The organism is Kocuria sp. CPCC 205263, assembly GCF_040981075.1.
GTDB classification, from domain to species: Bacteria; Actinomycetota; Actinomycetes; order Actinomycetales; family Micrococcaceae; genus Kocuria; species Kocuria rosea.
Map to the genome: position 1 here is coordinate 30050 of NZ_JAVKPV010000014.1, position 21982 is coordinate 52031.

At 69.8% G+C, this 21982-nt stretch carries 32 protein-coding genes; 1 reads left to right on the forward strand and 31 read right to left on the reverse strand.

All coding sequences use genetic code 11. The features are described 5' to 3' along the window. Window positions 1-199 precede the first annotated feature (199 nt). The 20 genes from rplO to rpsJ all read right to left on the reverse strand — a co-directional run bounded on the left by rplO (window position 200) and on the right by rpsJ (window position 10017). Window positions 200-688 (reverse strand): 50S ribosomal protein L15, encoded by a 489-nt coding sequence (gene rplO, locus RF647_RS16770; protein WP_133409341.1) that lies wholly within the window; start codon window positions 686-688, stop codon window positions 200-202. Window positions 689-690: 2 nt separating this feature from the next. Next, a complete protein-coding gene (rpmD, locus tag RF647_RS16775; protein WP_017833313.1) occupies window positions 691-900 on the reverse strand; it encodes a 50S ribosomal protein L30 in 210 nt (69 codons plus the stop codon). Continuing rightward, complete coding sequence (gene rpsE / locus RF647_RS16780; RefSeq protein WP_368812723.1) at window positions 900-1631, reverse strand: 30S ribosomal protein S5; 732 nt, start codon at window positions 1629-1631, stop codon at window positions 900-902. The genes rpmD and rpsE overlap by 1 nt, the downstream gene beginning before the upstream one ends. Further along, a complete protein-coding gene (rplR, locus tag RF647_RS16785; protein WP_017833311.1) occupies window positions 1628-1999 on the reverse strand; it encodes a 50S ribosomal protein L18 in 372 nt (123 codons plus the stop codon). The genes rpsE and rplR overlap by 4 nt, the downstream gene beginning before the upstream one ends. Before the next feature lie 2 nt (window positions 2000-2001). Further along, on the reverse strand, window positions 2002-2538 hold the full coding sequence (gene rplF / locus RF647_RS16790) for a 50S ribosomal protein L6 (RefSeq protein ID WP_031282950.1): 537 nt from the start codon (window positions 2536-2538) through the stop codon (window positions 2002-2004). 23 nt (window positions 2539-2561) lie between these two features. Then, window positions 2562-2960 (reverse strand): 30S ribosomal protein S8, encoded by a 399-nt coding sequence (gene rpsH / locus RF647_RS16795; protein WP_017833309.1) that lies wholly within the window; start codon window positions 2958-2960, stop codon window positions 2562-2564. 85 nt (window positions 2961-3045) lie between these two features. Continuing rightward, window positions 3046-3615: a 50S ribosomal protein L5 gene (gene rplE / locus RF647_RS16800; RefSeq protein ID WP_017833308.1), complete on the reverse strand. Its 570-nt coding sequence runs from the start codon at window positions 3613-3615 to the stop codon at window positions 3046-3048. Beyond that, window positions 3615-3959: a 50S ribosomal protein L24 gene (gene rplX / locus RF647_RS16805; protein WP_109268117.1), complete on the reverse strand. Its 345-nt coding sequence runs from the start codon at window positions 3957-3959 to the stop codon at window positions 3615-3617. The genes rplE and rplX overlap by 1 nt, the downstream gene beginning before the upstream one ends. A gap of 2 nt (window positions 3960-3961) precedes the next feature. Further along, window positions 3962-4330 (reverse strand): 50S ribosomal protein L14, encoded by a 369-nt coding sequence (gene rplN / locus RF647_RS16810; RefSeq protein ID WP_017833306.1) that lies wholly within the window; start codon window positions 4328-4330, stop codon window positions 3962-3964. 355 nt (window positions 4331-4685) lie between these two features. Next, window positions 4686-4976: a 30S ribosomal protein S17 gene (gene rpsQ / locus RF647_RS16815; protein ID WP_368812724.1), complete on the reverse strand. Its 291-nt coding sequence runs from the start codon at window positions 4974-4976 to the stop codon at window positions 4686-4688. Further along, a complete protein-coding gene (rpmC, locus tag RF647_RS16820; protein ID WP_017833304.1) occupies window positions 4973-5248 on the reverse strand; it encodes a 50S ribosomal protein L29 in 276 nt (91 codons plus the stop codon). Before rpmC ends, rpsQ begins: the two co-directional genes overlap by 4 nt. Window positions 5249-5250: 2 nt before the next feature. Continuing rightward, the gene (rplP, locus tag RF647_RS16825; protein WP_017833303.1) at window positions 5251-5667 is read right to left on the reverse strand and encodes a 50S ribosomal protein L16; all 417 of its coding nucleotides are present in this window, start codon (window positions 5665-5667) and stop codon (window positions 5251-5253) included. After that, on the reverse strand, window positions 5668-6519 hold the full coding sequence (gene rpsC / locus RF647_RS16830; protein ID WP_017833302.1) for a 30S ribosomal protein S3: 852 nt from the start codon (window positions 6517-6519) through the stop codon (window positions 5668-5670). Then, window positions 6520-6885: a 50S ribosomal protein L22 gene (gene rplV, locus RF647_RS16835; protein WP_017833301.1), complete on the reverse strand. Its 366-nt coding sequence runs from the start codon at window positions 6883-6885 to the stop codon at window positions 6520-6522. 53 nt (window positions 6886-6938) lie between these two features. After that, window positions 6939-7220, reverse strand: coding sequence for a 30S ribosomal protein S19 (rpsS, locus tag RF647_RS16840; protein ID WP_017833300.1), 282 nt, complete (start codon window positions 7218-7220; stop codon window positions 6939-6941). 12 nt (window positions 7221-7232) lie between these two features. Beyond that, window positions 7233-8072 (reverse strand): 50S ribosomal protein L2, encoded by an 840-nt coding sequence (gene rplB / locus RF647_RS16845; RefSeq protein WP_017833299.1) that lies wholly within the window; start codon window positions 8070-8072, stop codon window positions 7233-7235. Window positions 8073-8102: 30 nt separating this feature from the next. Beyond that, complete coding sequence (rplW, locus tag RF647_RS16850; RefSeq protein ID WP_017833298.1) at window positions 8103-8408, reverse strand: 50S ribosomal protein L23; 306 nt, start codon at window positions 8406-8408, stop codon at window positions 8103-8105. Then, window positions 8405-9028 carry a 50S ribosomal protein L4 gene (gene rplD / locus RF647_RS16855; protein ID WP_017833297.1) on the reverse strand — a complete coding sequence of 208 codons (624 nt, stop codon included), beginning with the start codon at window positions 9026-9028 and terminating at the stop codon, window positions 8405-8407. Before rplD ends, rplW begins: the two co-directional genes overlap by 4 nt. A gap of 7 nt (window positions 9029-9035) precedes the next feature. Continuing rightward, window positions 9036-9692, reverse strand: a complete 657-nt coding sequence (gene rplC / locus RF647_RS16860) for a 50S ribosomal protein L3 (RefSeq protein ID WP_017833296.1) — start codon at window positions 9690-9692, stop codon at window positions 9036-9038. A gap of 16 nt (window positions 9693-9708) precedes the next feature. Beyond that, complete coding sequence (gene rpsJ, locus RF647_RS16865) at window positions 9709-10017, reverse strand: 30S ribosomal protein S10 (RefSeq protein ID WP_003803825.1); 309 nt, start codon at window positions 10015-10017, stop codon at window positions 9709-9711. Between the two features lie 491 nt (window positions 10018-10508). Between rpsJ and RF647_RS16870 the strand changes: the two genes are divergently transcribed. Further along, a complete protein-coding gene (locus RF647_RS16870; protein WP_133409340.1) occupies window positions 10509-10892 on the forward strand; it encodes a VOC family protein in 384 nt (127 codons plus the stop codon). 87 nt (window positions 10893-10979) lie between these two features. On the opposite strand, the gene tuf is transcribed toward RF647_RS16870, so the two are convergent. From tuf to RF647_RS16925, 11 genes are all read right to left on the reverse strand, one after another. Then, window positions 10980-12170, reverse strand: a complete 1191-nt coding sequence (gene tuf / locus RF647_RS16875; protein WP_368812725.1) for an elongation factor Tu — start codon at window positions 12168-12170, stop codon at window positions 10980-10982. A 159-nt stretch (window positions 12171-12329) separates the two neighbouring features. Next, on the reverse strand, window positions 12330-14444 hold the full coding sequence (gene fusA / locus RF647_RS16880; RefSeq protein ID WP_133409338.1) for an elongation factor G: 2115 nt from the start codon (window positions 14442-14444) through the stop codon (window positions 12330-12332). Between the two features lie 69 nt (window positions 14445-14513). Further along, entirely contained in the window at window positions 14514-14984 is a 471-nt protein-coding gene (gene rpsG, locus RF647_RS16885) for a 30S ribosomal protein S7 (RefSeq protein ID WP_017833292.1), read from the reverse strand. Further along, the gene (gene rpsL, locus RF647_RS16890) at window positions 14984-15358 is read right to left on the reverse strand and encodes a 30S ribosomal protein S12 (RefSeq protein ID WP_017833291.1); all 375 of its coding nucleotides are present in this window, start codon (window positions 15356-15358) and stop codon (window positions 14984-14986) included. The genes rpsG and rpsL overlap by 1 nt, the downstream gene beginning before the upstream one ends. Window positions 15359-15672: 314 nt before the next feature. Then, window positions 15673-16485 (reverse strand): IclR family transcriptional regulator C-terminal domain-containing protein, encoded by an 813-nt coding sequence (locus RF647_RS16895; RefSeq protein ID WP_368812726.1) that lies wholly within the window; start codon window positions 16483-16485, stop codon window positions 15673-15675. A 76-nt stretch (window positions 16486-16561) separates the two neighbouring features. Next, entirely contained in the window at window positions 16562-17239 is a 678-nt protein-coding gene (locus tag RF647_RS16900) for a 3-oxoacid CoA-transferase subunit B (protein WP_368812727.1), read from the reverse strand. A gap of 1 nt (window position 17240) precedes the next feature. Further along, on the reverse strand, window positions 17241-17933 hold the full coding sequence (locus RF647_RS16905) for a 3-oxoacid CoA-transferase subunit A (protein ID WP_368812728.1): 693 nt from the start codon (window positions 17931-17933) through the stop codon (window positions 17241-17243). 50 nt (window positions 17934-17983) lie between these two features. Then, window positions 17984-19177: an acetyl-CoA C-acyltransferase gene (locus RF647_RS16910; protein ID WP_368812729.1), complete on the reverse strand. Its 1194-nt coding sequence runs from the start codon at window positions 19175-19177 to the stop codon at window positions 17984-17986. A gap of 87 nt (window positions 19178-19264) precedes the next feature. Beyond that, complete coding sequence (gene pcaC / locus RF647_RS16915; RefSeq protein ID WP_368812730.1) at window positions 19265-19690, reverse strand: 4-carboxymuconolactone decarboxylase; 426 nt, start codon at window positions 19688-19690, stop codon at window positions 19265-19267. After that, entirely contained in the window at window positions 19687-20520 is an 834-nt protein-coding gene (locus tag RF647_RS16920) for an alpha/beta fold hydrolase (protein ID WP_368812731.1), read from the reverse strand. The genes pcaC and RF647_RS16920 overlap by 4 nt, the downstream gene beginning before the upstream one ends. Further along, window positions 20517-21962 (reverse strand): lyase family protein, encoded by a 1446-nt coding sequence (locus RF647_RS16925; RefSeq protein ID WP_368812732.1) that lies wholly within the window; start codon window positions 21960-21962, stop codon window positions 20517-20519. The genes RF647_RS16920 and RF647_RS16925 overlap by 4 nt, the downstream gene beginning before the upstream one ends. Between the last annotated feature and the right edge of the window lie 20 nt (window positions 21963-21982).

The window sequence follows — 21982 nt, forward strand, 5'->3', positions numbered from 1 at the left end:
CGGGGTCCCCGCGCCCGGTGGGCGCGGACGACTCCGGCAAGTCTAGCGAACGCGGCCCGCCCGGGACTCACCGGGGGCGCGCGCCGACGGGGCGGGCTCGTGCCCGCTGACGGATCAGGCCCCGCCCACGCTGGCGTGGACGGGGCCTGATCCGTGGGTGCCGCGGGGCCGGGCGTGCGCCCGGCCCCGCGGCCCGCGCTCACAGCGCGGTGGTGCTGCCGCCGGCGGCGGCGATCTTCTCCGCGGCGGAACCCGAGAAGGCGTGCGCCTTCACGTCGACCGCGACCGCGATCTCGCCGGAGCCCAGGACCTTGACGGGCTGGTTCTTGCGCACGGCGCCGCGGGCCACGAGCGACTCCACGGTCACCTCGCCACCCTCCGGGAAGAGCTCGGTGAGCTTGTCCAGGTTGACGACCTGGTACTCCACGCGGAACGGGTTCTTGAACCCGCGCAGCTTGGGCAGGCGCATGTGCAGCGGAAGCTGCCCGCCCGCGAAGCCCGCCTTGACCTGGTACCGGGCACTGGTGCCCTTGGTGCCGCGGCCGGCGGTCTTGCCCTTGGAGCCCTCACCGCGACCCACGCGGGTCTTGGCGGTCTTCGCGCCCGGGGCCGGACGCAGGTGGTGCACCTTGAGCGCGTGCACCTTCTCATTGCTCTGAGCGGTGTTCTCAGCAGTGTTCTCTGCCATGGTTACTTGGCCTCCTCGACCTTGACCAGGTGGGCGACGGTGTTGACCATGCCCGCGGTCACGCCGTCGGCCTTGCGGACCACGACGTTGCCCGGCCGCTTGAGGCCGAGGGACCGCAGGGTGTTGCGCATGTTCTGCTTCTGGCCGACCACCGACCGGACCTGCGTGATGCGCAGCTCCGTGCCGTCGGGCTGGATACGCTTGCCGGACATCAGGCACCTGCCTTCTGGATCGAGCGCAGCAACGGACCGGGGACGACCTCGTCCATCGGGAGCCCACGACGGGCCGCGACGGCCGCCGGCTCCTCGAGCTGGCGGAGCGCCTCGATGGTTGCGTGCACGATGTTGATCTGGTTCGACGAGCCGAGGGACTTCGACAGCACGTCGTGGATGCCGGCGCACTCGAGCACGGCGCGGACCGGACCACCGGCGATCACACCGGTACCCGGGGTCGCCGGGCGCAGCATGACGACGCCTGCGGCGGCCTCGCCCTGCACGCGGTGCGGGATCGTGCGGTCCTCGATGCGCGGGACGCGGAAGAAGTTCTTCTTCGCCTCCTCGACGCCCTTCGAGATCGCCGCCGGCACCTCCTTGGCCTTGCCGTAGCCGACGCCAACCATGCCGTTGCCGTCGCCGACGACGACGAGGGCGGTGAAGCTGAAGCGACGACCGCCCTTGACGACCTTGGAGACACGGTTGATGGTCACGACGCGCTCGAGGAACTTGTCCTTCTCCTCGTCGCGGCCGCCGCGGCCACCGCGGCCGCCGCGCTCGCCACGGCCCCCGCGCTCACCGCGGCCGCCGCGCTCGCCACGGCCCCCGCGGTCGCCGCGGGAGTCCTGGGAGCGGTTGACCTCGGTGGTCTGCTGGGCCCCGGTCGCCTCCGTGGAGGCAGTGCTGGCTTCGGTCACCTGGGTTTCCTTCTCGTTGTTCTGCTCGCTCACAGTGCCAGACCTCCTTCGCGGGCGCCGTCGGCGACAGCCGCCACGCGACCGTGGTACTTGTTGCCGCCGCGGTCGAACACGACGGACTCGACACCGGCGGCCTTGGCGCGCTCGGCCACGAGCTCACCCACGCGCTTGGCCTTGGCGGTCTTGTCCGCGTCGGCGCCGCGCAGGTCGGCCTCCATGGTGGAGGCCGAGGCGACGGTGACACCCTTGGTGTCGTCGACGACCTGGACGAACACGTGGCGGGCGGAGCGGTTGACGACCAGGCGCGGGCGCGCGGCCGTGCCGGCCAGGTGCTTGCGCACCCGGACGTGGCGGCGGCTGCGGGCGGCGGCCTTGGACTTGCCCTTGATCTTCAGAGCCATGGTTACTTACCAGCCTTTCCGGCCTTGCGGCGGATCTGCTCGCCGGCGTACCGCACGCCCTTGCCCTTGTAGGGCTCGGGGGCGCGGAGCTTGCGGATCTTGGCGGCGACCTCGCCGACCTGCTGCTTGTCGATGCCGTTGACCGAGAGCTTGTTGACGCCCTCGACGGCGAACGAGATGCCCTCCGGCGCCTTGAAGGTGATCGGGTGGCTGTAGCCGAGGGCGAACTCGAGGTCCTGGCCCTTGGCCTGCACGCGGTAACCGGTGCCGACGATCTCGATGCCCTTGGTGTAGCCCTGGGTGACGCCCTGGATCATGTTGGCGATCAGGGTGCGGGTGAGACCGTGCAGCGAGCGGGACTCGCGCTCGTCGTCGGGTCGGGTGACGGTGAGGGTGCTGTCGTCGAGCGCGACGGTGATCGGGCTGGCAACGGTGTGCTGCAGCTCGCCCTTGGCGCCCTTGACGGAGACGACGTTGCCGTCGATCTTGATCTCCACACCGGCCGGCACAGAGATGGGGAGACGTCCGATACGTGACATGTTCTCTTCCTTTCTGTTCCGGGTTACCAGACGTACGCGAGGACTTCGCCGCCCACGCCCTTCTTCGCGGCCTGCTTGTCGGTCAGCAGCCCGGAAGAGGTGGACAGGATGGCGATGCCCAGGCCGCCCAGGACCTTGGGGAGGTTGGTGGACTTGGCGTAGACGCGCAGGCCCGGCTTGGAGATGCGCCGGACGCCCGCGATGGAGCGCTCCCGGTTGGGGCCGAACTTCAGGGAGAGCGTGAGGGTCTTACCGACCTCCGCCGCCTCCTCCTTGTAGTCCGCGATGTAGCCCTCGGCCTTGAGGATGTCCGCCACGCGAGCCTTGAGCTTCGAGTACGGCATGCTCACGGAGTCGTGGTAGGCGGAGTTGGCGTTGCGCAGACGCGTCAGCATGTCCGCGACAGGATCTGTCATTGTCATTTTGGGGGCACGTGCCCTTCCTCGTCCCGGTTTCCGCACCTGGCGGCGCCCGTGGGCGCCCGGCCGGACCTGGAACGTAGCGAGATTAGTTGGTCTTGAAGGGGAAGCCGAGCGCCTTCAGCAGCGCGCGGCCCTCGTCGTCGGTCTTCGCGGTGGTGACCACCGTGATGTCCATGCCGCGGACCCGGTCGATGCGGTCCTGGTCGATCTCGTGGAACATGGACTGCTCGGTGAGGCCGAAGGTGTAGTTGCCGTTGCCGTCGAACTGGCGGTCGGACAGACCGCGGAAGTCGCGGATGCGCGGCAGGGCCAGGGTCACCAGGCGGTCGAGGAACTCCCACATGCGGTCGCCGCGCAGCGTGGTGTGCGCGCCGATCGGCATGCCCTCGCGGAGCTTGAACTGCGCGATGGACTTCTTCGCCCGGGTCACGAGCGGCTTCTGGCCCGTGATGGCGGTGAGGTCGCGGACGGCGCCGTCGATGAGCTTCGAGTCCTTCGCGGCGTCACCGACACCCATGTTCACGACGACCTTGACGACGCGCGGGATCTCCATGACGTTGCCGTAGCCGAACTGCTCCTGCAGCGCGGGCACGACGGTCTCCTGGTACTTGTCCTTGAAGCGCGGGGACACGCTGATCTCGGTGGTTTCGGTCATCACAGGTCCTTGCCGGTGCTCTTGGAGACGCGGACGCGGACGGTCTTCTGGCGTCCGTCGCGCTCCACGGTCTCGGTGCGGTGGCCGACGCGGGTCGGCTTGTTGGTCTCCGGGTCCACGAGCGCCACGTTGGACACGTGGATCGGGGCCTCGACCTTGTCGATGCCGCCGGCTTCGCCCTGCATGGAGGCCTTGCGGTGGCGGGTGATCACGTTGATGCCCTCCACGACCACGCGGGACGTCTCGGGGATCACGCGCAGGACCTTGCCCTGCTTGCCCTTGTTGTCCTTGCTGCCGGAGATGACCTGCACCAGGTCGCCGGTCTTGATCTTGAACTTCGCCATGGTCAGAGCACCTCCGGGGCCAGCGAGATGATCTTCATGAACTTCTTGTCGCGCAGCTCACGGCCCACGGGGCCGAAGATGCGGGTACCACGGGGGTCACCGTCGTTCTTCAGGATCACTGCGGCGTTCTCGTCGAACTTGATGTAGGAGCCGTCCGGACGACGGCGCTCCTTCTTGGTACGGACGATCACGGCCTTGACCACGTCGCCCTTCTTCACGTTCCCGCCGGGGATCGCGTCCTTGACGGTGGCGACGATGATGTCGCCGATGCCTGCGTAGCGACGTCCGGATCCACCGAGAACACGGATGGTGAGGATTTCCTTCGCACCCGTGTTGTCGGCGACCTTCAGTCGCGACTCCTGCTGAATCACTGATTACTCCTGTCGTCACGCCGGTTCCAACACCGATCGAGAGCACGGTGCGGGCCTTGCGGAACAGCTTGTCGGATGATGTGCCCTCCCCCGGCGCGCACGCCGGACCGGGCCCAGCCCTCCATGCCAGGAGCATCTGAACCCGCCACCAGGTGGCACGGGGGCGCCCTGCACGCGGTCATTATGCGCTGGCACGAAGAGCTGTGGATTGCACGGGCAGAGATTTCCGCCCATACAAGCTCACCAGCCTAGCACAGGCGGGGCGCCGTCCGTGCGGGCGGTGAACGGGCGACGGCCCGCCCCCTCGTGGAGGGGACGGGCCGTCGGGGCCGTGGCCGGCTCTAGCGAGCTCGGGTCACTTGGCCTTCTCGAGGATCTCCACGATCCGCCACCGCTTGGTCGCGGACAGCGGACGGGTCTCGGCGATCAGGACGAGGTCGCCGACGCCGGCGGCGTTCTGCTCGTCGTGGGCCTTGACCTTCGAGGAGCGGCGCATGACCTTGCCGTACAGCGAGTGCTTGACGTTGTCCTGCAGCTGCACCACGACGGTCTTGTCCATCTTGTCGGAGACCACGTAGCCACGACGGCTCTTGCGGTCACCGCGCTCGTCGGCCTGATCGGCCTCGTTGTTGATTTGCTCGGTCACTTGGCGTCCTCCTCGGAGGTGGTCTCGGCGGTGGTCTCGGCGGAGCCCGCCTGGGGCCGGATGCCGAGCTCGCGCTCGCGCAGCACCGTGTAGATGCGCGCGATGTCGCGCTTGACGGCCTTGAGGCGGCCGTTGTTCTCGAGCTGACCGGTTGCGGACTGGAAGCGGAGGTTGAACAGCTCCTCCTTGGCCTTGCGCAGCGCCTCACCCAGAGAGTCCTTGTCGAGGGCCGCGAGGTTCTCGATGCTCAGATCCTTGGATCCAACAGCCATTCTCATTCACCACCTTCGCGACGCACGATGCGTGCCTTCATCGGGAGCTTGTGGATCGCCAGGCGCAGGGCCTCGCGGGCGACCTCTTCGGAGACACCGGAGAGCTCGAACATCACGCGCCCGGGCTTGACGTTGGCGACCCACCATTCGGGGGAGCCCTTGCCGGAGCCCATGCGGGTCTCGGCGGGCTTCTTGGTCAGGGGGCGGTCCGGATAGATGTTGATCCAGACCTTGCCGCCACGCTTGATGTGGCGGGTCATGGCGATACGGGCGGCCTCGATCTGACGGTTCGTCACGTAGGCCGGCGTGAGCGCCTGGATGCCCCACTCGCCGAAGGCGACAGTGGTGCCGCCCTTGGCAGCGCCCGACCGCTTCGGGTGGTGCTGCTTGCGGAACTTCACACGACGTGGGATGAGCATTTACTTACCACCCTCTGCGTTGGTCGCTCCCGCGGCCGGAGCCGGGGAGGCGGCGGAGTCGTTGCGCTCACGGCGTCCGCCACGGTCGTTACGGTCGGGACGACGACGGTCGCCGCCGCCGCCTCCACGACGCTCGCCGGGACCGCCGCGACGGTCACGGTCGCCGCCGCGGCCGCGCGAGGGAGCGGCGGCCTGCTGGGCCGCCAGTTCCTTCGCGGTGAGGTCGCCCTTGTAGATCCAGACCTTCACGCCGATGCGGCCGAAGGTGGTCTTGGCCTCGAAGAAGCCGTAGTCGATGTTCGCGCGCAGGGTGTGCAGGGGCACACGGCCTTCGCGGTAGAACTCCGAGCGGCTCATCTCGGCGCCGCCGAGGCGGCCGGCGCACTGGATGCGGATGCCCTTCGCGCCGGCGCGCTGCGCCGACTGGATGGCCTTCTTCATGGCGCGGCGGAAGGCCACGCGGGAGGCGAGCTGCTCGGCGACACCCTGGGCGACCAGCTGGGCGTCCACCTCGGGATTCTTGACCTCGAGGATGTTCAGCTGAATCTGCTTGCCGGTGAGCTTCTCGAGCTCGCCGCGGATGCGGTCGGCCTCGGCGCCACGGCGGCCGATGACGATGCCGGGGCGGGCGGTGTGGATGTCCACGCGCACGCGGTCCCGGGTCCGCTCGATCTCGACCTTGGAGATTCCGGCCCGCTCCATGCCCGTGGACATGAGCTTGCGGATCTTGATGTCCTCACGGACGTAGTCCTTGTAGCGCTGGCCCTCCTTGGTGGAGTCCGCGTACCAGTGCGACACGTGGTCGGTGGTGATGCCCAGCCGGAACCCGTGCGGGTTGATCTTCTGTCCCACTTAGCGGACCTCCTCGCTGTCAGGGCTCGCCACGATCACGGTGATGTGGCTCGTGCGCTTGTTGATGCGGTAGGCGCGGCCCTGGGCCCGCGGCTGGAACCGCTTCATGGTCGGACCCTCGTCGACGAAGGCCTCGCTCACGACGAGCTCCTCCTCCTTGAACGGCAGGCCGTCGCGGTCCGCCAGCTGGCGCGCGTTGGCGACCGCCGACTGGAGGACCTTGAACACCGGTTCCGAAGCACCCTGGGGGGCGAACTTCAGAATCGCCAGAGCCTCATTCGCCTGTTGGCCACGAATCAGGTTGACGACGCGCCGGGCCTTCATAGGCGTCACGCGGATGTAGCGCGCAGATGCCTTGGCTTCCATTGCTTTCCTTCTCTCGTCTTCTCGAAGTGCTCACGCTGCGGGATCCCGAAGGATCAGCGGCGCTTGCCCTTCTTGTCGTCCTTCACATGGCCGCGGAAGGTCCGCGTGGGGGCGAACTCGCCGAGCTTGTGCCCGACCATCGACTCGGTGATGAACACGGGGATGTGCTTGCGTCCGTCGTGCACGGCGATCGTGTGCCCGAGCATGTCGGGGACGATCATCGAGCGGCGGGACCACGTCTTGATGACGTTCTTGGTGCCCTTGTCGTTCTCCTTGGCGACCTTCAGGAAAAGGTGCTGATCGACGAAAGGGCCCTTCTTCAGGCTGCGTGGCATGTGTCAGGCTCCTTAGCGCTTGTTCTTGCCGGTGCGACGACGGCGGACGATGAGCTTGTCGCTCTCCTTGTTGGGGCGGCGGGTGCGGCCCTCGGGCTTGCCGTTCGGGTTGACCGGGTGACGGCCACCGGAGGTCTTGCCCTCGCCACCACCGTGCGGGTGGTCGACGGGGTTCATGACCACACCGCGGACGGTCGGGCGGACGCCCTTCCAGCGGTTGCGGCCGGCCTTGCCCCAGTTGATGTTCGACTGCTCGGCGTTGCCGACCTCGCCGACCGTCGCGCGGCAGCGCACGTCGACGTTGCGGATCTCGCCGGAGGGCAGCCGGAGCTGGCCGTACTTGCCCTCCTTGGCGACGAGCTGCACCGACGCGCCGGCGGAGCGGGCGAGCTTGGCGCCGCCGCCCGGACGGAGCTCCACGGCGTGGATCACGGTGCCGACGGGGATGTTGCGCAGCGGCAGGTTGTTGCCGGGCTTGATGTCGGCGCCGGGGCCCGACTCGACGACGTCGCCCTGGGACAGCTTGTTCGGCGCGATGATGTAGCGCTTGGAGCCGTCCACGAAGTGCAGCAGCGCGATGCGCGCCGTGCGGTTCGGGTCGTACTCGATGTGCGCGACCTTGGCGTCGACGCCGTCCTTGTCGTGGCGACGGAAGTCGATGACGCGGTACTGGCGCTTGTGCCCGCCACCCTTGTGCCGGGTGGTGATGCGGCCGGTGTTGTTCCGCCCGCCCTTCTTGGGCAGCGGCCGGACCAGCGACTTCTCGGGGGTCGTGCGCGTGATTTCTGCGAAGTCGGCAACGGAGGAGCCGCGACGGCCCGGGGTTGTCGGCTTGTGCTTACGGATAGCCATGTGTCAGTTCCTCGTTAAAGTGGTCTCCGCTCAGGCGAGCGGACCGCCGAAGATGTCGATGGTGCCTTCCTTGAGGGTCACAACGGCACGCTTGGTGCCCTTGCGCTGACCCCAGCCGAAGCGCGTGCGCTTCCGCTTCCCGGCACGGTTGATGGTGTTCACGGACTCGACCTTGACGCCGAAGATCTGCTCGACGGCGTACTTGATCTGGGTCTTGTTCGAGTCGGGCGCCACGAAAAACGTGTAGCGGCCCTCGTCGATGAGCCCGTAGGACTTCTCCGAGACGACCGGCGCGATGATGACGTCCCGGGGATCCTTGATGGTGGTCGCGCTCACTTGGCGTCCTCCTGCTTCTTCTTGCTGGCGGCCGCCACGAAGGACTCGAACGCGTCCTTGGTGAAGACCACGTCGTCGGAGACCAGCACGTCGTACGTGTTGAGCTGGTCCGCGTAGAGGGTGTGCACGTCGTCGAGGTTGCGCACCGACAGCGCGGCCACGTCGTCCGAGCGGTGCAGGACGACCAGCAGGTTCTTGCGGTCGGAGAGCCCGCGCAGCGTCGCCTGGGCGGCCTTCGTGTTGGGGACGGTGCCCTCGACGAGTGCCTCCACGACGTGGATGCGGTTGTTGCGCGCCCGGTCCGAGAGGGCTCCGCGCAGGGCGGCGGCCTTCATCTTCTTGGGGGTGCGCTGGCTGTAGTCGCGCGGGGTCGGCCCGTGCACCACGCCGCCGCCGGTCATGTGCGGGGCGCGGATCGAGCCCTGGCGCGCGCGGCCGGTGCCCTTCTGCTTGAAGGGCTTGCGGCCGGCGCCGGAGACCTCGGCGCGGTTCTTGGTCTTGTGCGTGCCCTGGCGGGCCGCGGCCAGCTGAGCGACGACGACCTGGTGCAGCAGGGGCACGTTGGTCTGGACGTCGAAGATCTCGGCGGGCAGGTCGACGTTGACGGTCTGAGTTGCCATGGTCTGATCAGGCTCCCTTCACTGCGGTGCGGACGAGGACGACCGAACCCTTGGGGCCCGGCAGGGCGCCCTTGATGAGCAGCAGGGAGTTCTCGGCGTCCACGGCGTGAACGGTGAGGTTCTGCGTCGTGTGACGGACGGCGCCCATGCGGCCCGCCATGCGCATGCCCTTGAACACGCGAGCGGGGTAGGACGCGCCGCCGATGGATCCCGGCTTGCGGTGGTTCTTGTGGGCACCGTGGGAGGCGCCGACGCCGGAGAAGCCGTGACGCTTCATCACACCGGCCGTGCCCTTGCCCTTGGTCTTGCCGATCACGTCGACCTTCTGGCCGGCCTCGAAGAGCTCGACGGAGAGCTCCTGGCCCAGCTCGTAGGTGTCGGCGTCGGCCGTGCGCAGCTCCACGACGTGGCGGCGCGGCGTGACGCCGGCCTTCTCGAAGTGGCCGGCCAGCGGCTGGGTGACCTTGCGGGGGTCGATCGCACCGAACCCGATCTGGACGGCCGAGTAGCCGTCACGGTCCTGGTTGCGCAGCTGGGTCACGACGTTGGAGTCCGCCTTGACGACGGTCACCGGCACGAACTTCCCGTTCTCGTCCCAGACCTGGGTCATGCCGAGCTTCGTGCCCAGCAGGCCCTTCACCTGGCGTTCGAAAGTGGTAGTCATTGGGATGCGATCCTCTTTACAGCTTGATTTCGATGTTCACGTCAGCCGGCAGGTCGAGGCGCATGAGCGAGTCGACGGCCTTCGGCGTGGGGTCGATGATGTCGATCAGCCGCTTGTGCGTGCGCATCTCGAAGTGCTCACGGCTGTCCTTGTACTTGTGCGGCGAGCGGATGACGCAGTACACGTTCTTCTCCGTGGGCAGCGGCACGGGGCCGACCACCGTGGCGCCTGCGCGCGTCACCGTCTCAACGATCTTCCGGGCCGAGACGTCGATGACCTCGTGGTCATAAGACTTCAGCCGGATGCGGATTTTCTGTCCCGCCATGGCGTCGTGACTCTCTTTCTTGAACGATCTTCCCTGTGACGGAGCCGAGGGCTCCTTGTGCATGGCGCCACCTGGTGGGCGCCCCTCCACGCAGACTGAATCCGGAAGGATCCGGGTTCCTCACCCTGCTGGAGCTCCGACCCCCGAACTCGGGCGTGTCGTCCCGTGCTGGCACGGGGGCACACCGATTCCGTTTCTCGGGGCGGGCTGTATGTGGTCCGTGCGTGGCAGCTTCGAGGAGCTGCTGACCCCGGTTCTGCTTCGGAACCCGATGGTGTCCTGGGGTCTGCCGGTTCGAACCGTTGGGAGCACGCGTCGGCGCTTGAACAACGTCCTCCATCCTGCCAGAGATGGCAGACCGGTGCAAACGCACGGCCGGGGGCGGGCCGTGCGCAACCGTGCCGGAACCGTGAGGCAACCGCGACCGGCGCCGGCGCCCACGGTCGTATCCTGGCCTCGTCCGCACCCCGACGTCCCAGGAGATGGGTCCCATGCTGTCCACCGCGAGACTGGTCGCGATCGTCCCCGTCCGGGAGCTCGACCGCGCCCGCCGGTTCTACCAGGAGACGCTGGGTCTCTCCCCCGCCGACGCCCCCGAGCCGGACAGCGTCCTGTTCAGCGAGGACGGGCACACCGGCCTGCAGCTGCTGCTGCGCCCGGACGCGCCGGCGTCCGAGCTGACACAGGCCAGCTTCGAGGTCCCCGACGTCGAGGCCGCGGTCCGGGAGCTCGAGGGCCGGGGCGTGCGCTTCGAGGACTACGACCTGCCCGGCCTGCGCACCGTCGACCACGTCCTCACCGCCGACGGGATGCGCGCGGCGTGGTTCACCGACTCCGAGGGCAACGTCCTGTGCCTGCACCAGCTCACCGGCTGAGCCCCGTCGTGGCGACCCCGGAACGCGCGGAACCCCCCGCCGCTGCAGGAGCGACGGGGGGTTCTGCGCAGATCGGCAGTCCGGGGACTACTTGATGATCTTGGTGACGCGGCCGGAGCCCACGGTGCGGCCACCCTCACGGATGGCGAAGCCGAGGCCCTCCTCCATGGCGATCGGCTGGATCAGCGCGACCGTCATCTCGGTGTTGTCGCCGGGCATGACCATCTCGGTGCCCTCGGGCAGCGTGATGACGCCGGTGACGTCGGTGGTCCGGAAGTAGAACTGCGGACGGTAGTTCGAGTAGAACGGGTTGTGACGCCCGCCCTCCTCCTTGGAGAGGATGTAGACGTTGGCCTCGAAGTCGGTGTGCGGGGTGATGGAACCCGGCTTGCACACGACCTGGCCGCGCTCGACGTCGTCACGCTTGAGACCGCGCAGCAGCAGGCCGCAGTTCTCGCCCGCCATGGCCTCGTCCATCTGCTTGTGGAACATCTCGATGCCGGTGACCGTGGTCTTCTGGACCGGACGGATGCCGACGATCTCGACCTCGGAGTTGATCGGCAGCGTGCCGCGCTCGGCACGGCCGGTCACCACGGTGCCGCGACCGGTGATGGTGAAAACGTCCTCGATGGGCATGAGGAACGGCTTGTCCATCTCACGGATGGGGTCGGGCACGTTCTCGTCGACGGCCTCCATGAGCTCCTCGACCTTGGCGACCCACTCGGGGTCGCCCTCGAGGGCCTTCAGCGCCGAGACGCGGACGACCGGCGCGTTGTCGCCGTCGAAGCCCTGGTCGGCGAGGAGCTCGCGCACCTCCATCTCGACGAGGTCCAGCAGCTCCTCGTCGTCGACCATGTCGGACTTGTTCAGGGCCACCAGCAGGTAGGGCACGCCCACCTGGCGGGCGAGCAGCACGTGCTCGCGGGTCTGGGCCATGGGGCCGTCCGTGGCGGCGACCACGAGGATGGCGCCGTCCATCTGCGCCGCACCGGTGATCATGTTCTTGACGTAGTCCGCGTGACCCGGGGCGTCGACGTGCGCGTAGTGGCGCTTCTCCGTCTGGTACTCGATGTGCGCGATGTTGATGGTGATGCCGCGCTGCTTCTCCTCCGGAGCGGAGTCGATGGCGCCGAAGTCGCGCTTCTCGTTCAGGTCCGGGTACTTGTCGGCCAGGACCTTGGAGATGGCAGCCGTGAGCGTCGTCTTGCCGTGGTCGACGTGGCCGATGGTGCCGATGTTGACGTGCGGCTTGGTGCGCTCGAACTTGGCCTTCGCCATGGTTGTTCCTCCTAGAACATTTGTCGAAACTTGCTCAGCACTACCCCACCGCGTGTTTCCGGGGGGAGCTTGAGGCGCTCAGCAGTACTGAAACCTCTGCAAGTCTACTTTGGCTGTACGTGATTGATGAAATTCCCGGCCGGGGCCGAGGGGTGGTGCCTACTCGCCGCGGTTCTTCTGGACGATCTCCTCGGCGACGGCCTTGGGGACCTCCGAGTAGCTGTCGAACTGCATCGAGTACACGGCGCGGCCCTGGGTCTTGGACCGGAGGTCGCCGATGTAGCCGAACATCTCGGACAGCGGGACGAGGGCGCTGACCAGCTTGATGCCGCTCACGTCCTCCATCGACTGGATCTGGCCGCGGCGGGAGTTCAGGTCGCCGATGACCTCGCCCATGTACTCCTCGGGGGTGCGCACCTCGACCGCCATGAGCGGCTCGAGGAGGACGGGCTGCGCCTTGCGGGCACCCTCCTTGAACACCATCGAGCCGGCGATCTTGAACGCCATCTCGGAGGAGTCGACGTCGTGGTAGGCACCGTCGAGCAGCGTGGCCTTGACGCCCACGACCGGGTACCCGGCGAGGATGCCGAGACGCATGGCGTCCTGGATGCCGGCGTCCACGGAGGGGATGTACTCGCGCGGGACGCGGCCGCCGGTGACCTTGTTGTCGAACTCGTAGAGCTCCTCGGCATCCAGAGGGATCGGCTCGAACGCCATCTGCACCTTGGCGAACTGGCCGGAGCCGCCGGTCTGCTTCTTGTGCGTGTAGTCGATCTTCTCGACGGCCTTCTTGATCGTCTCGCGGTAGGCCACCTGCGGCTTGCCGACGTTCGCCTCGACCTTGAACTCGCGCTTCATGCGGTCCACCAGGATGTCCAGGTGGAGCTCGCCCATGCCGCCGATCTCGGTCTGGCCGGTCTCCTCGTTGAGGGACACGGTGAACGTGGGGTCCTCGGCGGAGAGCTTCTGGATCGCGATGGAGAGCTTTTCCTGGTCGCCCTTGGTCTTCGGCTCGATGGCCACCGAGATGACCGGGGCCGGGAAGGACATGGACTCGAGCACGATCGGCTTCTGCAGGTCGCACAGGGTGTCCCCCGTGGTGGTGTCCTTGAGCCCGATCGCGGCGTAGATGTGCCCGGCCTGGACGGTGTCGACCGGGTTCTCCTTGTTGGAGTGCATCTGGAACAGCTTGCCGATGCGCTCCTTCTTGCCCTTGGTGGAGTTGAGCACCTGGTCGCCGTTGGACGCCTTGCCGGAGTACACGCGGATGTAGGTCAGCTGCCCGTAGAACGGGTGGTTGGCCACCTTGAAGGCGAGCGCGGAGAACGGCGCGGTCGAGTCGACCGGGCGGGAGAGGATCTCCTCCTCGTTGTTCAGCGCGTGGCCCTCGACGTTCGGGACGTCCAGCGGGGACGGCAGGAAGTCGATGACGGCGTCGAGCATCGGCTGCACGCCGCGGTTCTTGAACGCGGAGCCGCACAGCACGGGGTACGCCTGCGAGGTGATGGTGAGCTTCCGGATGCCGGCCTTGAGCTCCTCGAGGGTGAGCTCCTCGCCGCCCAGGTACTTCTCCATCAGCTCGTCGTCGGCCTCGGCGACGGACTCCACCAGCTGGTTGCGGTACTCCTCGGCCCGCTCCTGCAGGTCGGCGGGGATCTCCTCGATCTCGTACTTGGCGCCGAGGGAGACGTCGCCCTTGGAGTCGCCCGGCCAGACGAAGGCCTTCATGGTGAGCAGGTCGACCACGCCGGTGAACTCCGACTCGGAGCCGATCGGCAGCTGCATGACCAGCGGCTTCGCGCCGAGGCGGTTGATGATGGTGTCGACGGTGAAGTAGAAGTCGGCGCCCAGCTTGTCCATCTTGTTGACGAAGCAGATGCGGGGGACGTCGTACTTGTCGGCCTGACGCCAGACCGTCTCCGACTGGGGCTCGACGCCCTCCTTGCCGTCGAAGACCGCCACGGCGCCGTCGAGCACGCGCAGGGAGCGCTCGACCTCGACCGTGAAGTCCACGTGGCCCGGGGTGTCGATGATGTTGATCTGGTTGTCGTGCCAGTAGCAGGTCGTCGCGGCGGACGTGATCGTGATGCCGCGCTCCTGCTCCTGCGCCATCCAGTCCATGGTGGAGGCACCATCGTGGGTCTCGCCGATCTTGTGGGAGATACCGGTGTAGAACAGGATGCGTTCGGTGGTGGTGGTCTTCCCGGCATCGATGTGCGCCATGATGCCGATGTTGCGGACCTTCTTGAGGTCGGTAAGCACGTCAAGTGCCACGGTGGTTCCCTTTCGGAGATGGTGCCGGCGGCCTGTCGGCCCGGGTGGGGCCGACAGGCCTGGAAGATTCTACCAGCGGTAGTGGGCGAAGGCCTTGTTGGACTCCGCCATCTTGTGGGTGTCCTCCCGGCGCTTCACGGCGGCACCGAGACCGTTGGACGCGTCCAGGATCTCGTTCTGCAGACGCTCGGTCATGGTGTTCTCACGACGGATCTTCGAGTAGCCGACGAGCCAGCGCAGGGACAGCGCCTGGGCGCGGCCCGGCTTGACCTCGACGGGCACCTGGTAGGTGGCGCCGCCGACGCGGCGGGACTTCACCTCGAGGGCCGGCTTGACGTTCTCCAGGGCCTTCTTGAGGGTGGCGACGGGGTCGGCACCGGACTTGGCGCGGACGCCCTCGAGGGCACCGTAGACGATGCGCTCGGCGGTGGACTTCTTGCCGTCCTGGAGGACCTTGTTGATCAGCTGTGTGACGACCGGGGAGCTGTAGACCGGGTCGACGACGAGCGGGCGCTTGGGAGCGGGACCCTTACGAGGCATTACTTCTTCTCCTTCTTGGCGCCGTAACGGGAACGGGCCTGCTGGCGGCCCTTGACACCCTGGGTGTCGAGCGCGCCGCGGACGATCTTGTAGCGGACACCGGGGAGGTCCTTCACGCGACCGCCGCGGACGAGCACGATGGAGTGCTCCTGCAGGTTGTGGCCCTCACCGGGGATGTAGGCCGTGACCTCCACGCCGCCGTTGAGCTTCACGCGGGCGACCTTGCGCAGCGCGGAGTTCGGCTTCTTGGGGGTGGTGGTGTAGACGCGGGTGCACACGCCGCGCTTCATGGGGCTGCCCTTGAGTGCGGGCGCCTTGGTCTTGACGACCTTCGGGGTCCGGCCCTTGCGGACCAGCTGCTGGATTGTAGGCACAGTGTCTCCTGATCGGACGGGACGCGTCAGCGGCCCGCTGGGTGTTCGGCTCCCCCGCGTCCGGCCGGGGCCGGGAGCGGGTGCGGCGCCTGTCGTGGGCCCGGCGGGCGGGCACCACGGTCGCCGCGCCGAAGGTAGCTGGGCAGACGAAAAGGATGGCATTTCGGTACACAACGCGTACCGGAGGACCGAGTCCGTTCTGCCATGATTTCTTCGGCCTCCAGGGGCGCGGGCGCCGAGGGATGACCGTTCAATTCCTCGACAGCCTATCAGACCCCGGCCGGGGCGGGGAAACGGGGCCGGGCCGGCCCCGTTCAGCGCCCGGTCGCGGCGAGGTCGGCGGAGATCCTCCGGGCGCACTCGAGCAGGAGCGGCACGACGTCGTCCACGGGGTCCCCGGCGCTGGCGCCGGGCATCCCCACGCGCATGGAGACGTTCACGGCCGCGACCACGCGCCCGGTGCCGTCGGTCACGGGGGCGGCGACCGAGCGCAGCCCGACCTCGAGCTCCTGGTCGACGAGCGCCCAGCCCTGGGCGCGGACCCGGCGCAGGTCGGCCTCGAGGGCCGCGCGGTCGGTGAGGGTGCGCTCGGTCAGGCGCTCGATCCGCGCCGTGCGGAAGTACTCGGCGAGCTCCTCCGGGTCCAGCCCAGCCAGCAGCACCCGGCCCATGGACGTGGCGTGGGCGGGGAACCGGGTGCCCACGGCGATCGCCACGGTCATGATCCGGTGCGTGGAGACGCGGGCGACGTAGACGATGTCGGCGCCGTCCAGCACCGAGGCGGACGTGGACTCCTCGACCTGCGCCGAGAGGGTCTCGAGGTGCGGGGCGGCCAGGGCGGGCAGCGGCTGCGAGGAGAGGTAGGAGTAGCCGAGCTGGAGGACCACGGGGGTGAGCTCGAAGAGCCGCCCGTCGGTCCGGACGTAGCCCAGCTCCTCGAGCGTGAGCAGGAACCGGCGCGCGGTGGCGCGGGTCAGCCCGGTGCGCCGGGCCACGTCGCTGAGGGTCATCCGGGGGTGCCGGGCGTCGAAGGCCGTGATCACGCCGAGCCCGCGCGCCAGGGACTGCACGAACTGTCCGGGGGTGCCCCGCTCCCCCGCCGGGGCGGTCGGGTCCTGCTCGGTCATCGGTGGCCTCCTGCGGGCCTCGTCCGGGCTGCGGCGGCCGGTGCCGGCCCGCCGCGCCCCGGGAGCGGTGCTGGGCTCAGCGGGCGGGCCGCAGCGGGACGTCGACGACCTGCTGGAGCTCCTCGAAGCTCGTGCCGAAGGTCTCGCGCACCGTCACGCCGCCCTCCTCGAGGAGGAACACGGCCTGGTCGGTGTAGATCCGGGAGACGCAGCCGACGCCGGTGAGCGGCATGGTGCACTGCTCCACGAGCTTGGACCGGCCCTTCTTGGTCAGCAGGGACATCATCACGAAGGTCATCTTCGCACCCGTGGCCAGGTCCATGGCCCCGCCCACGGCGGGGATCGCGTCCGGGCTGCCGGTGTGCCAGTTGGCGAGGTTGCCCGTCCGGTCCACCTGGAAGGCGCCGAGCACGCAGTAGTCCAGGTGCCCGCCGCGCATCATGGCGAAGGAGTCCGCGTGGTGGAAGTAGGAGCAGCCCGGCGTCTCGACCACGGGGATCTTGCCGGCGTTGATGAGGTCGGCGTCGACCTCGTCGCCGTGGGCCTCGGGGCCCATGCCGAGCATCCCGTTCTCGGTGTGCAGGGTGACGTCGTCCTCGGCGCTCAGGTAGTTGGAGACCAGGGTGGGCTGGCCGATGCCGAGGTTGACGTAGGAGCCGGCGGGGATGTCGCGGGCCACCACGCGGGCCAGCTCCTCCGGGGCGAGGGGCGTCTCGGAGGTCCTGGGCACGGTGTCCACGGTGTTCTCGCTCATCTCAGATGTCCTCTCGGGGGTCGGTCTGGGCGGATGCGTCGATCCGCACGACGGTGTCCACGTAGATGCCGGGGGTCACGACGGCCTCGGGGTCCAGCCCGCCGCGCTCCACGACCTCCGCGACCTGCACGATGGAGGTGGTGGCGGCGGCGGCCATGATCGGGCCGAAGTTGCGGGCCGTCTTGCGGTAGACGAGGTTGCCGGCCCGGTCGGCGACGTGCGCCTTGGTCAGTGAGAAGTCGGCCTTGATGGGGTGCTCGAGCACGTAGTGGCGGCCGTCGATCTCGCGGACCTCCTTGCCCTCCGCGAGCAGGGTGCCGTAGCCGGTGGGGGTGAAGAACCCCCCGATGCCGGCGCCGGCGGCGCGGATCCGCTCGGCGAGGTTGCCCTGGGGCACGACCTCGAGCTCGATCTGCCCGGCGCGGTACTTCTCGTCGAAGTGCCAGGAGTCGGACTGGCGCGGGAAGGAGCAGATGATCCTCCGCACGCGGCCGAGCTGGATCAGCCGGGCCAGGCCCACGTCGCCGTTGCCGGCGTTGTTGTTCACGACCGTCAGGTCGGTGGCCCCGTGCTCGATGAGCGCGTCGATCAGCTCGACGGGCTGGCCGGCCACGCCGAAGCCGCCGATCATGACGACGGCGCCGTCGTGGATCGGGGCCACGGCCTGCGCGCAGCTCTCTGCGATGTTCAGCATGCGTTGTGCCTTCCTTCGGTGGTCTTCTCCGCCCGGGTCCCGCACGGGTCTCAGGCGTTCTGGTTCTCGAGCACGACGGCGAGGCCCTGGCCCACGCCGATGCAGATGGCCGCCACGCCCCAGCGGGCCCCGGAGGCCCGCAGGGACTTCGCGAGCGTGCCGAGGATGCGGGTGCCCGAAGCCCCGAGGGGGTGGCCGATGGCGATGGCGCCGCCGTGCCGGTTGACGTTCGCGGGGTCGATCCCCCACGCGTCGACGCAGGCGAGGGACTGGGCGGCGAAGGCCTCGTTGAGCTCGACGGCTGCGACGTCGTCCCACGTGATCCCGGCGCGGCGCAGCGCCAGGTTCGCGGCCTCGACCGGGGCGAAGCCGAAAAACTGCGGCTCGTTGGCCGCGGCGGCCCGTCCGGCGATGCGGGCGAGGGGCTGCAGGCCGGTCAGCTCGGCGGCCTTCTCGGAGCCCAGCAGCGCCGCGGAGGCGCCGTCGTTGAGGGGGGAGGCGTTGCCGGCGGTGACGGTGCCGCCCTGCTCCGCCGGGCGGAAGACGGTCTTGAGCCCGCCCAGCTTCTCGACCGTCGAGGACGCGCGGACGGACTCGTCCCGGGTCAGCTCGGTGCCGGGGACCGGGACGGTGAGGTCGTCGTAGAAGCCCTCGTCCCACGCCTGCTGGGTGAGCTGGTGGGAGCGGAACGCGAACTCGTCCATCCGGTCGCGGGTGATGCCGTGGCGCTCGGCGAGCTGCTCGGTGGCCTCGCCCAGGGACACGGTCCACTCCGGGTTCATCCTCGGGTTCACGAGGCGCCAGCCCAGCGTGGTGGAGGCGAGGGTCAGGTCGCCGGCCGGGTAGGGCTTCTCCGTCTTCGGGAGCACCCAGGGGGCTCGGCTCATGGACTCGACCCCGCCGACGAGCATCAGGTCGGCCTCGCCCGCGTTGATCTGCCGGGACGCGATGATCGCGGCGTCCAGGGACGACCCGCACAGGCGGTTGACGGTGGTGCCGGGGAGCTCGACGGGCAGGCCGGCCAGCAGCGTGCCCATGCGGGCGACGTTGCGGTTCTCCTCGCCGGCGCCGTTGGCGTTGCCGAGCACGACCTCGTCGATCGCGGCGGGGTCCAGCGCGGACGCGCGCCGGACCTGCTCGCCAATCACCAGGGCGGCCAGGTCGTCGGGGCGCACGCCCGCCAGGGCGCCGCCGAAGCGGCCGAAGGGGGTCCGCACGGCGTCGTAGATGTAGGCCTCGGTCATGGTGTTCCTCACTTGCGTCGTTGCACGTCGGTCACGGGGTGTCGGAATCGGGTGGTCGGAGGGCCGGCAGGTCGGAGGTCCGCCAGGTCAGGGGGCCGGGGGCGCCCCGGAGTCCTCGGTGTCGAGGGCGTCGAGGACCTGCTTGGCGTGCTTGAAGGCGTTGTTGGCGGAGGGCACGGAGAGGTAGATCGCCGACTGGAGCAGGATCTCCTTGATCTCGTCCCGCTCCAGGCCGTTGCGCAGGGCGGCGCGCACGTGCATCTCGAACTCCTCCCAGTGCCCGGCGGCGATCAGCGCGGTCAGGGTCACGGCGCTGCGCATCCGCCGGTCCAGTCCCGGCCGGGTCCAGATCTCGCCCCAGGCGTAGCGGGAGATGAAGTCCTGGAACTCGGCGGTGAAGGCGTCCTTGCCGGCCTCGGCGCGGTCCACGTGGGCGTCGGAGAGCACCTCGCGGCGCACGGTCATGCCGTCCGCGTGGGCCTCCTGCTCGGTGCGCCGGGGATTGCCGCTCATGCTCGTGCTCCTTCGTGGTGGGGTGGGTGGGCGCCGATGTGCTCGTCCAGCAGGCGCGCCACGTCCTGCGGGGCCTCGGCGGGCACCAGGTGGCCCGCGTCCTCGACGACCACGAGGCGGCCGCCGGTCGCCCCGGCCAGCTCCGCCGCGGCGTCGGGCGGCGTGGCGGCGTCCTGCGCGCCGACCACGGCGAGCACGGGGACGTCGACGGCGCCGAGGCGCCCGGTCGCGTCGAAGCCGGCGAGGGCCTCGCAGGCCCGGGCGTAGGAGAACCGGTCCGCGTCCTGGAGGGCGTGCAGCAGCCCGGTGGTCGTGACCGCGTCCCGCTCGATGAAGCCCGGGGCGAACCACCGCTGCGCGGAGCCCATGATCTGGGTGGGGGTGCCGGCGGCGGCCACGAGCCGGGCGCGCTCGGACCACGCGGCGGGCTCCCCCACTTGGGCGGCGGTGCCCACCAGCACGGCCGCCGCCAGCCGGTGCGGCGCGTCGAGCAGCAGCTGGAGGCCGACGCAGCCGCCGAGGGAGGTGCCCGCGTAGTAGAACGGGCCTCCGGTTTCGACGCCGGCGGCTTCGCGGTAGCGGTCCACGGCGTCGAGCACGGCCCGGGCCAGCTCGGCGGTGCCGAACGGCTCGTCGGTGGGCGCGGAGCCGCCGTGGCCGGGGAGGTCCCAGCCGACCACGCGCAGGTCGGCCTCCAGCAGGCGCGCCGCGGCGGACCACAGCGAGGCGGCGGAGGTGCCGAGGCCGGGGCCGAGCACCAGCAGGGGCGCCCGCGGCGACGGGGCCCGGCGGGTCGAGAACTCGACGAGGGTCAGGACGGGGACGGTCATGCGGGTGCTCCTGGGCGGGTCCGAGTCGTGGACGGACGGTCGTTCGCGGACCGGCGGTGCTGCGCGAGCACGCGGTCGATCAGCAGGTCGTTGGCCCCGAGGTACCCGGCGGGGTCGAGCAGCCCGGCCACGACGTCCCGGTCCACGGGGGTGCCGTCGGCCAGGGCGGTGCCGGCGGCGAGGCCCACGAGGGCGTCGAGCATGCCCGGCCCGTCGGTCGCGTGCTCGCGCACGACCGCCTGCACGCGCTGCCGCCCTGTGGCGCCGTCGGCGGCGGGCGACAGCAGGGGCGCGAGCTCCGCGCTGATCCGCTCGGCGAGCACGGCGGGACCCGACGCGTCCAGGTTGGCCCGCATCCGGGCGCTCTGCACGGTAAGCCCGGCCGTGAGCTCGGCCGCGTGCGACGACGCCGCGACGGCGAGCCGGGCGAGCTCCCGCAGCGCCGGCCACTCCGTGTGCCAGGCGCCGTCGGGGCGCTCGTCGACGAACTGGGAGGCGGCGACGTGGAGCTGGGCCACGAGCTGCGGCGCCGTCAGGGCGGTGCGCTTGAGCAGCACGGACAGCACCGGGTTCTGCTTCTGCGGCATCGCCGAGGACACGCCGCGGCCCTCGGCGGCCGGTTCGCGCAGCTCGCCGAGCTCGGGGCGGGACAGCAGCAGGACGTCGTTGGCGATCCGGCCGAGGGCCGCGCAGACCGCCGCGAAGGTCTCGCCGGTGCGCAGCACCGGCCGCCTGGTGGCGTGCCACACGTGCGGCGGCAGGCTCAGGCCGAGATCGTCGGCCCACCGGCGGGCGAGCTCGAGGGCCTGCTCGGCGGCGTCGGGGGCGCCCGGGAAGAGCGCGAGGCTGCCGGCGAGGGTGCCGGCGGCGCCGCCGCAGGACACCGGGAGCCGGGCGAGCCCGGCGAGGTCCGCCTCGAGGTCCTGCAGCCCGGCCAGCCAGCCGGCGGCCTTGAGCCCGAAGGTGGTGGGCAGCGCGTGCTGGGTCAGGGTGCGGGCGGCCTGGACGGTGCCGCGGTGGTCGTCCGCCAGCCGGGCCAGGGCGTCGGCCGTGTCGGACAGCTGCTCGTCGAGGAGGACGGCGGCGCGCCGGGCCAGCAGCATCATGGCGGTGTCCATGACGTCCTGGCTGGTCAGGCCGCGGTGCACGAAGCGCACGGCGCCGGGGTCGAGCTCCCCCAGCCGGCGCCGGTAGTCGGCGAGGAGCGGGATGACGGGGTTGCCGCCGCCCTCGGCGCGCAGGGCGATGTCCCCGGCGTCGTAGTCGGCGGCGCGGGCGGCCGCACGCGCGGACGCCGCGGCGGCGCGCGGGGCGAGTCCGGCGTCCGCCTGCGCGGCGACCCAGGCGGCCTCGACGTCGAGCAGCGCCTGGAGCACCGCGGTGTCGTCCGTGTGCGCGTCACCCCGGTGGGCTCCGGGGCGGAGCAGCCCGGAGTCGGTCATGCGGGTCCTCCTTCGGTGGT

Coding starts and splice junctions, on each gene's coding strand:
- RF647_RS16920 (WP_368812731.1), bottom strand. CDS start 20,520: ATGACCGTCCCCGTCCTGACCCTCGTCGAGTTCTCGACCCGCCGGGCC.
- rpsJ (WP_003803825.1), bottom strand. CDS start 10,017: ATGGCGGGACAGAAAATCCGCATCCGGCTGAAGTCTTATGACCACGAG.
- RF647_RS16870 (WP_133409340.1), top strand. CDS start 10,509: ATGCTGTCCACCGCGAGACTGGTCGCGATCGTCCCCGTCCGGGAGCTC.
- rplB (WP_017833299.1), bottom strand. CDS start 8,072: ATGGCTATCCGTAAGCACAAGCCGACAACCCCGGGCCGTCGCGGCTCC.
- rplV (WP_017833301.1), bottom strand. CDS start 6,885: ATGGAAGCCAAGGCATCTGCGCGCTACATCCGCGTGACGCCTATGAAG.
- rpsG (WP_017833292.1), bottom strand. CDS start 14,984: ATGCCTCGTAAGGGTCCCGCTCCCAAGCGCCCGCTCGTCGTCGACCCG.
- pcaC (WP_368812730.1), bottom strand. CDS start 19,690: ATGAGCGGCAATCCCCGGCGCACCGAGCAGGAGGCCCACGCGGACGGC.
- rplX (WP_109268117.1), bottom strand. CDS start 3,959: ATGGCGAAGTTCAAGATCAAGACCGGCGACCTGGTGCAGGTCATCTCC.
- RF647_RS16895 (WP_368812726.1), bottom strand. CDS start 16,485: ATGACCGAGCAGGACCCGACCGCCCCGGCGGGGGAGCGGGGCACCCCC.
- RF647_RS16900 (WP_368812727.1), bottom strand. CDS start 17,239: ATGAGCGAGAACACCGTGGACACCGTGCCCAGGACCTCCGAGACGCCC.
- tuf (WP_368812725.1), bottom strand. CDS start 12,170: ATGGCGAAGGCCAAGTTCGAGCGCACCAAGCCGCACGTCAACATCGGC.
- rplO (WP_133409341.1), bottom strand. CDS start 688: ATGGCAGAGAACACTGCTGAGAACACCGCTCAGAGCAATGAGAAGGTG.
- rplC (WP_017833296.1), bottom strand. CDS start 9,692: ATGACTACCACTTTCGAACGCCAGGTGAAGGGCCTGCTGGGCACGAAG.
- rpsH (WP_017833309.1), bottom strand. CDS start 2,960: ATGACAATGACAGATCCTGTCGCGGACATGCTGACGCGTCTGCGCAAC.
- RF647_RS16925 (WP_368812732.1), bottom strand. CDS start 21,962: ATGACCGACTCCGGGCTGCTCCGCCCCGGAGCCCACCGGGGTGACGCG.
- RF647_RS16910 (WP_368812729.1), bottom strand. CDS start 19,177: ATGACCGAGGCCTACATCTACGACGCCGTGCGGACCCCCTTCGGCCGC.
- rpmD (WP_017833313.1), bottom strand. CDS start 900: ATGTCCGGCAAGCGTATCCAGCCCGACGGCACGGAGCTGCGCATCACG.
- rpmC (WP_017833304.1), bottom strand. CDS start 5,248: ATGGCTGTTGGATCCAAGGATCTGAGCATCGAGAACCTCGCGGCCCTC.
- rplD (WP_017833297.1), bottom strand. CDS start 9,028: ATGGCAACTCAGACCGTCAACGTCGACCTGCCCGCCGAGATCTTCGAC.
- rpsS (WP_017833300.1), bottom strand. CDS start 7,220: ATGCCACGCAGCCTGAAGAAGGGCCCTTTCGTCGATCAGCACCTTTTC.
- rplE (WP_017833308.1), bottom strand. CDS start 3,615: ATGACCGAAACCACCGAGATCAGCGTGTCCCCGCGCTTCAAGGACAAG.
- rplR (WP_017833311.1), bottom strand. CDS start 1,999: ATGGCTCTGAAGATCAAGGGCAAGTCCAAGGCCGCCGCCCGCAGCCGC.
- rplF (WP_031282950.1), bottom strand. CDS start 2,538: ATGTCACGTATCGGACGTCTCCCCATCTCTGTGCCGGCCGGTGTGGAG.
- RF647_RS16905 (WP_368812728.1), bottom strand. CDS start 17,933: ATGCTGAACATCGCAGAGAGCTGCGCGCAGGCCGTGGCCCCGATCCAC.
- rplP (WP_017833303.1), bottom strand. CDS start 5,667: ATGCTCATCCCACGTCGTGTGAAGTTCCGCAAGCAGCACCACCCGAAG.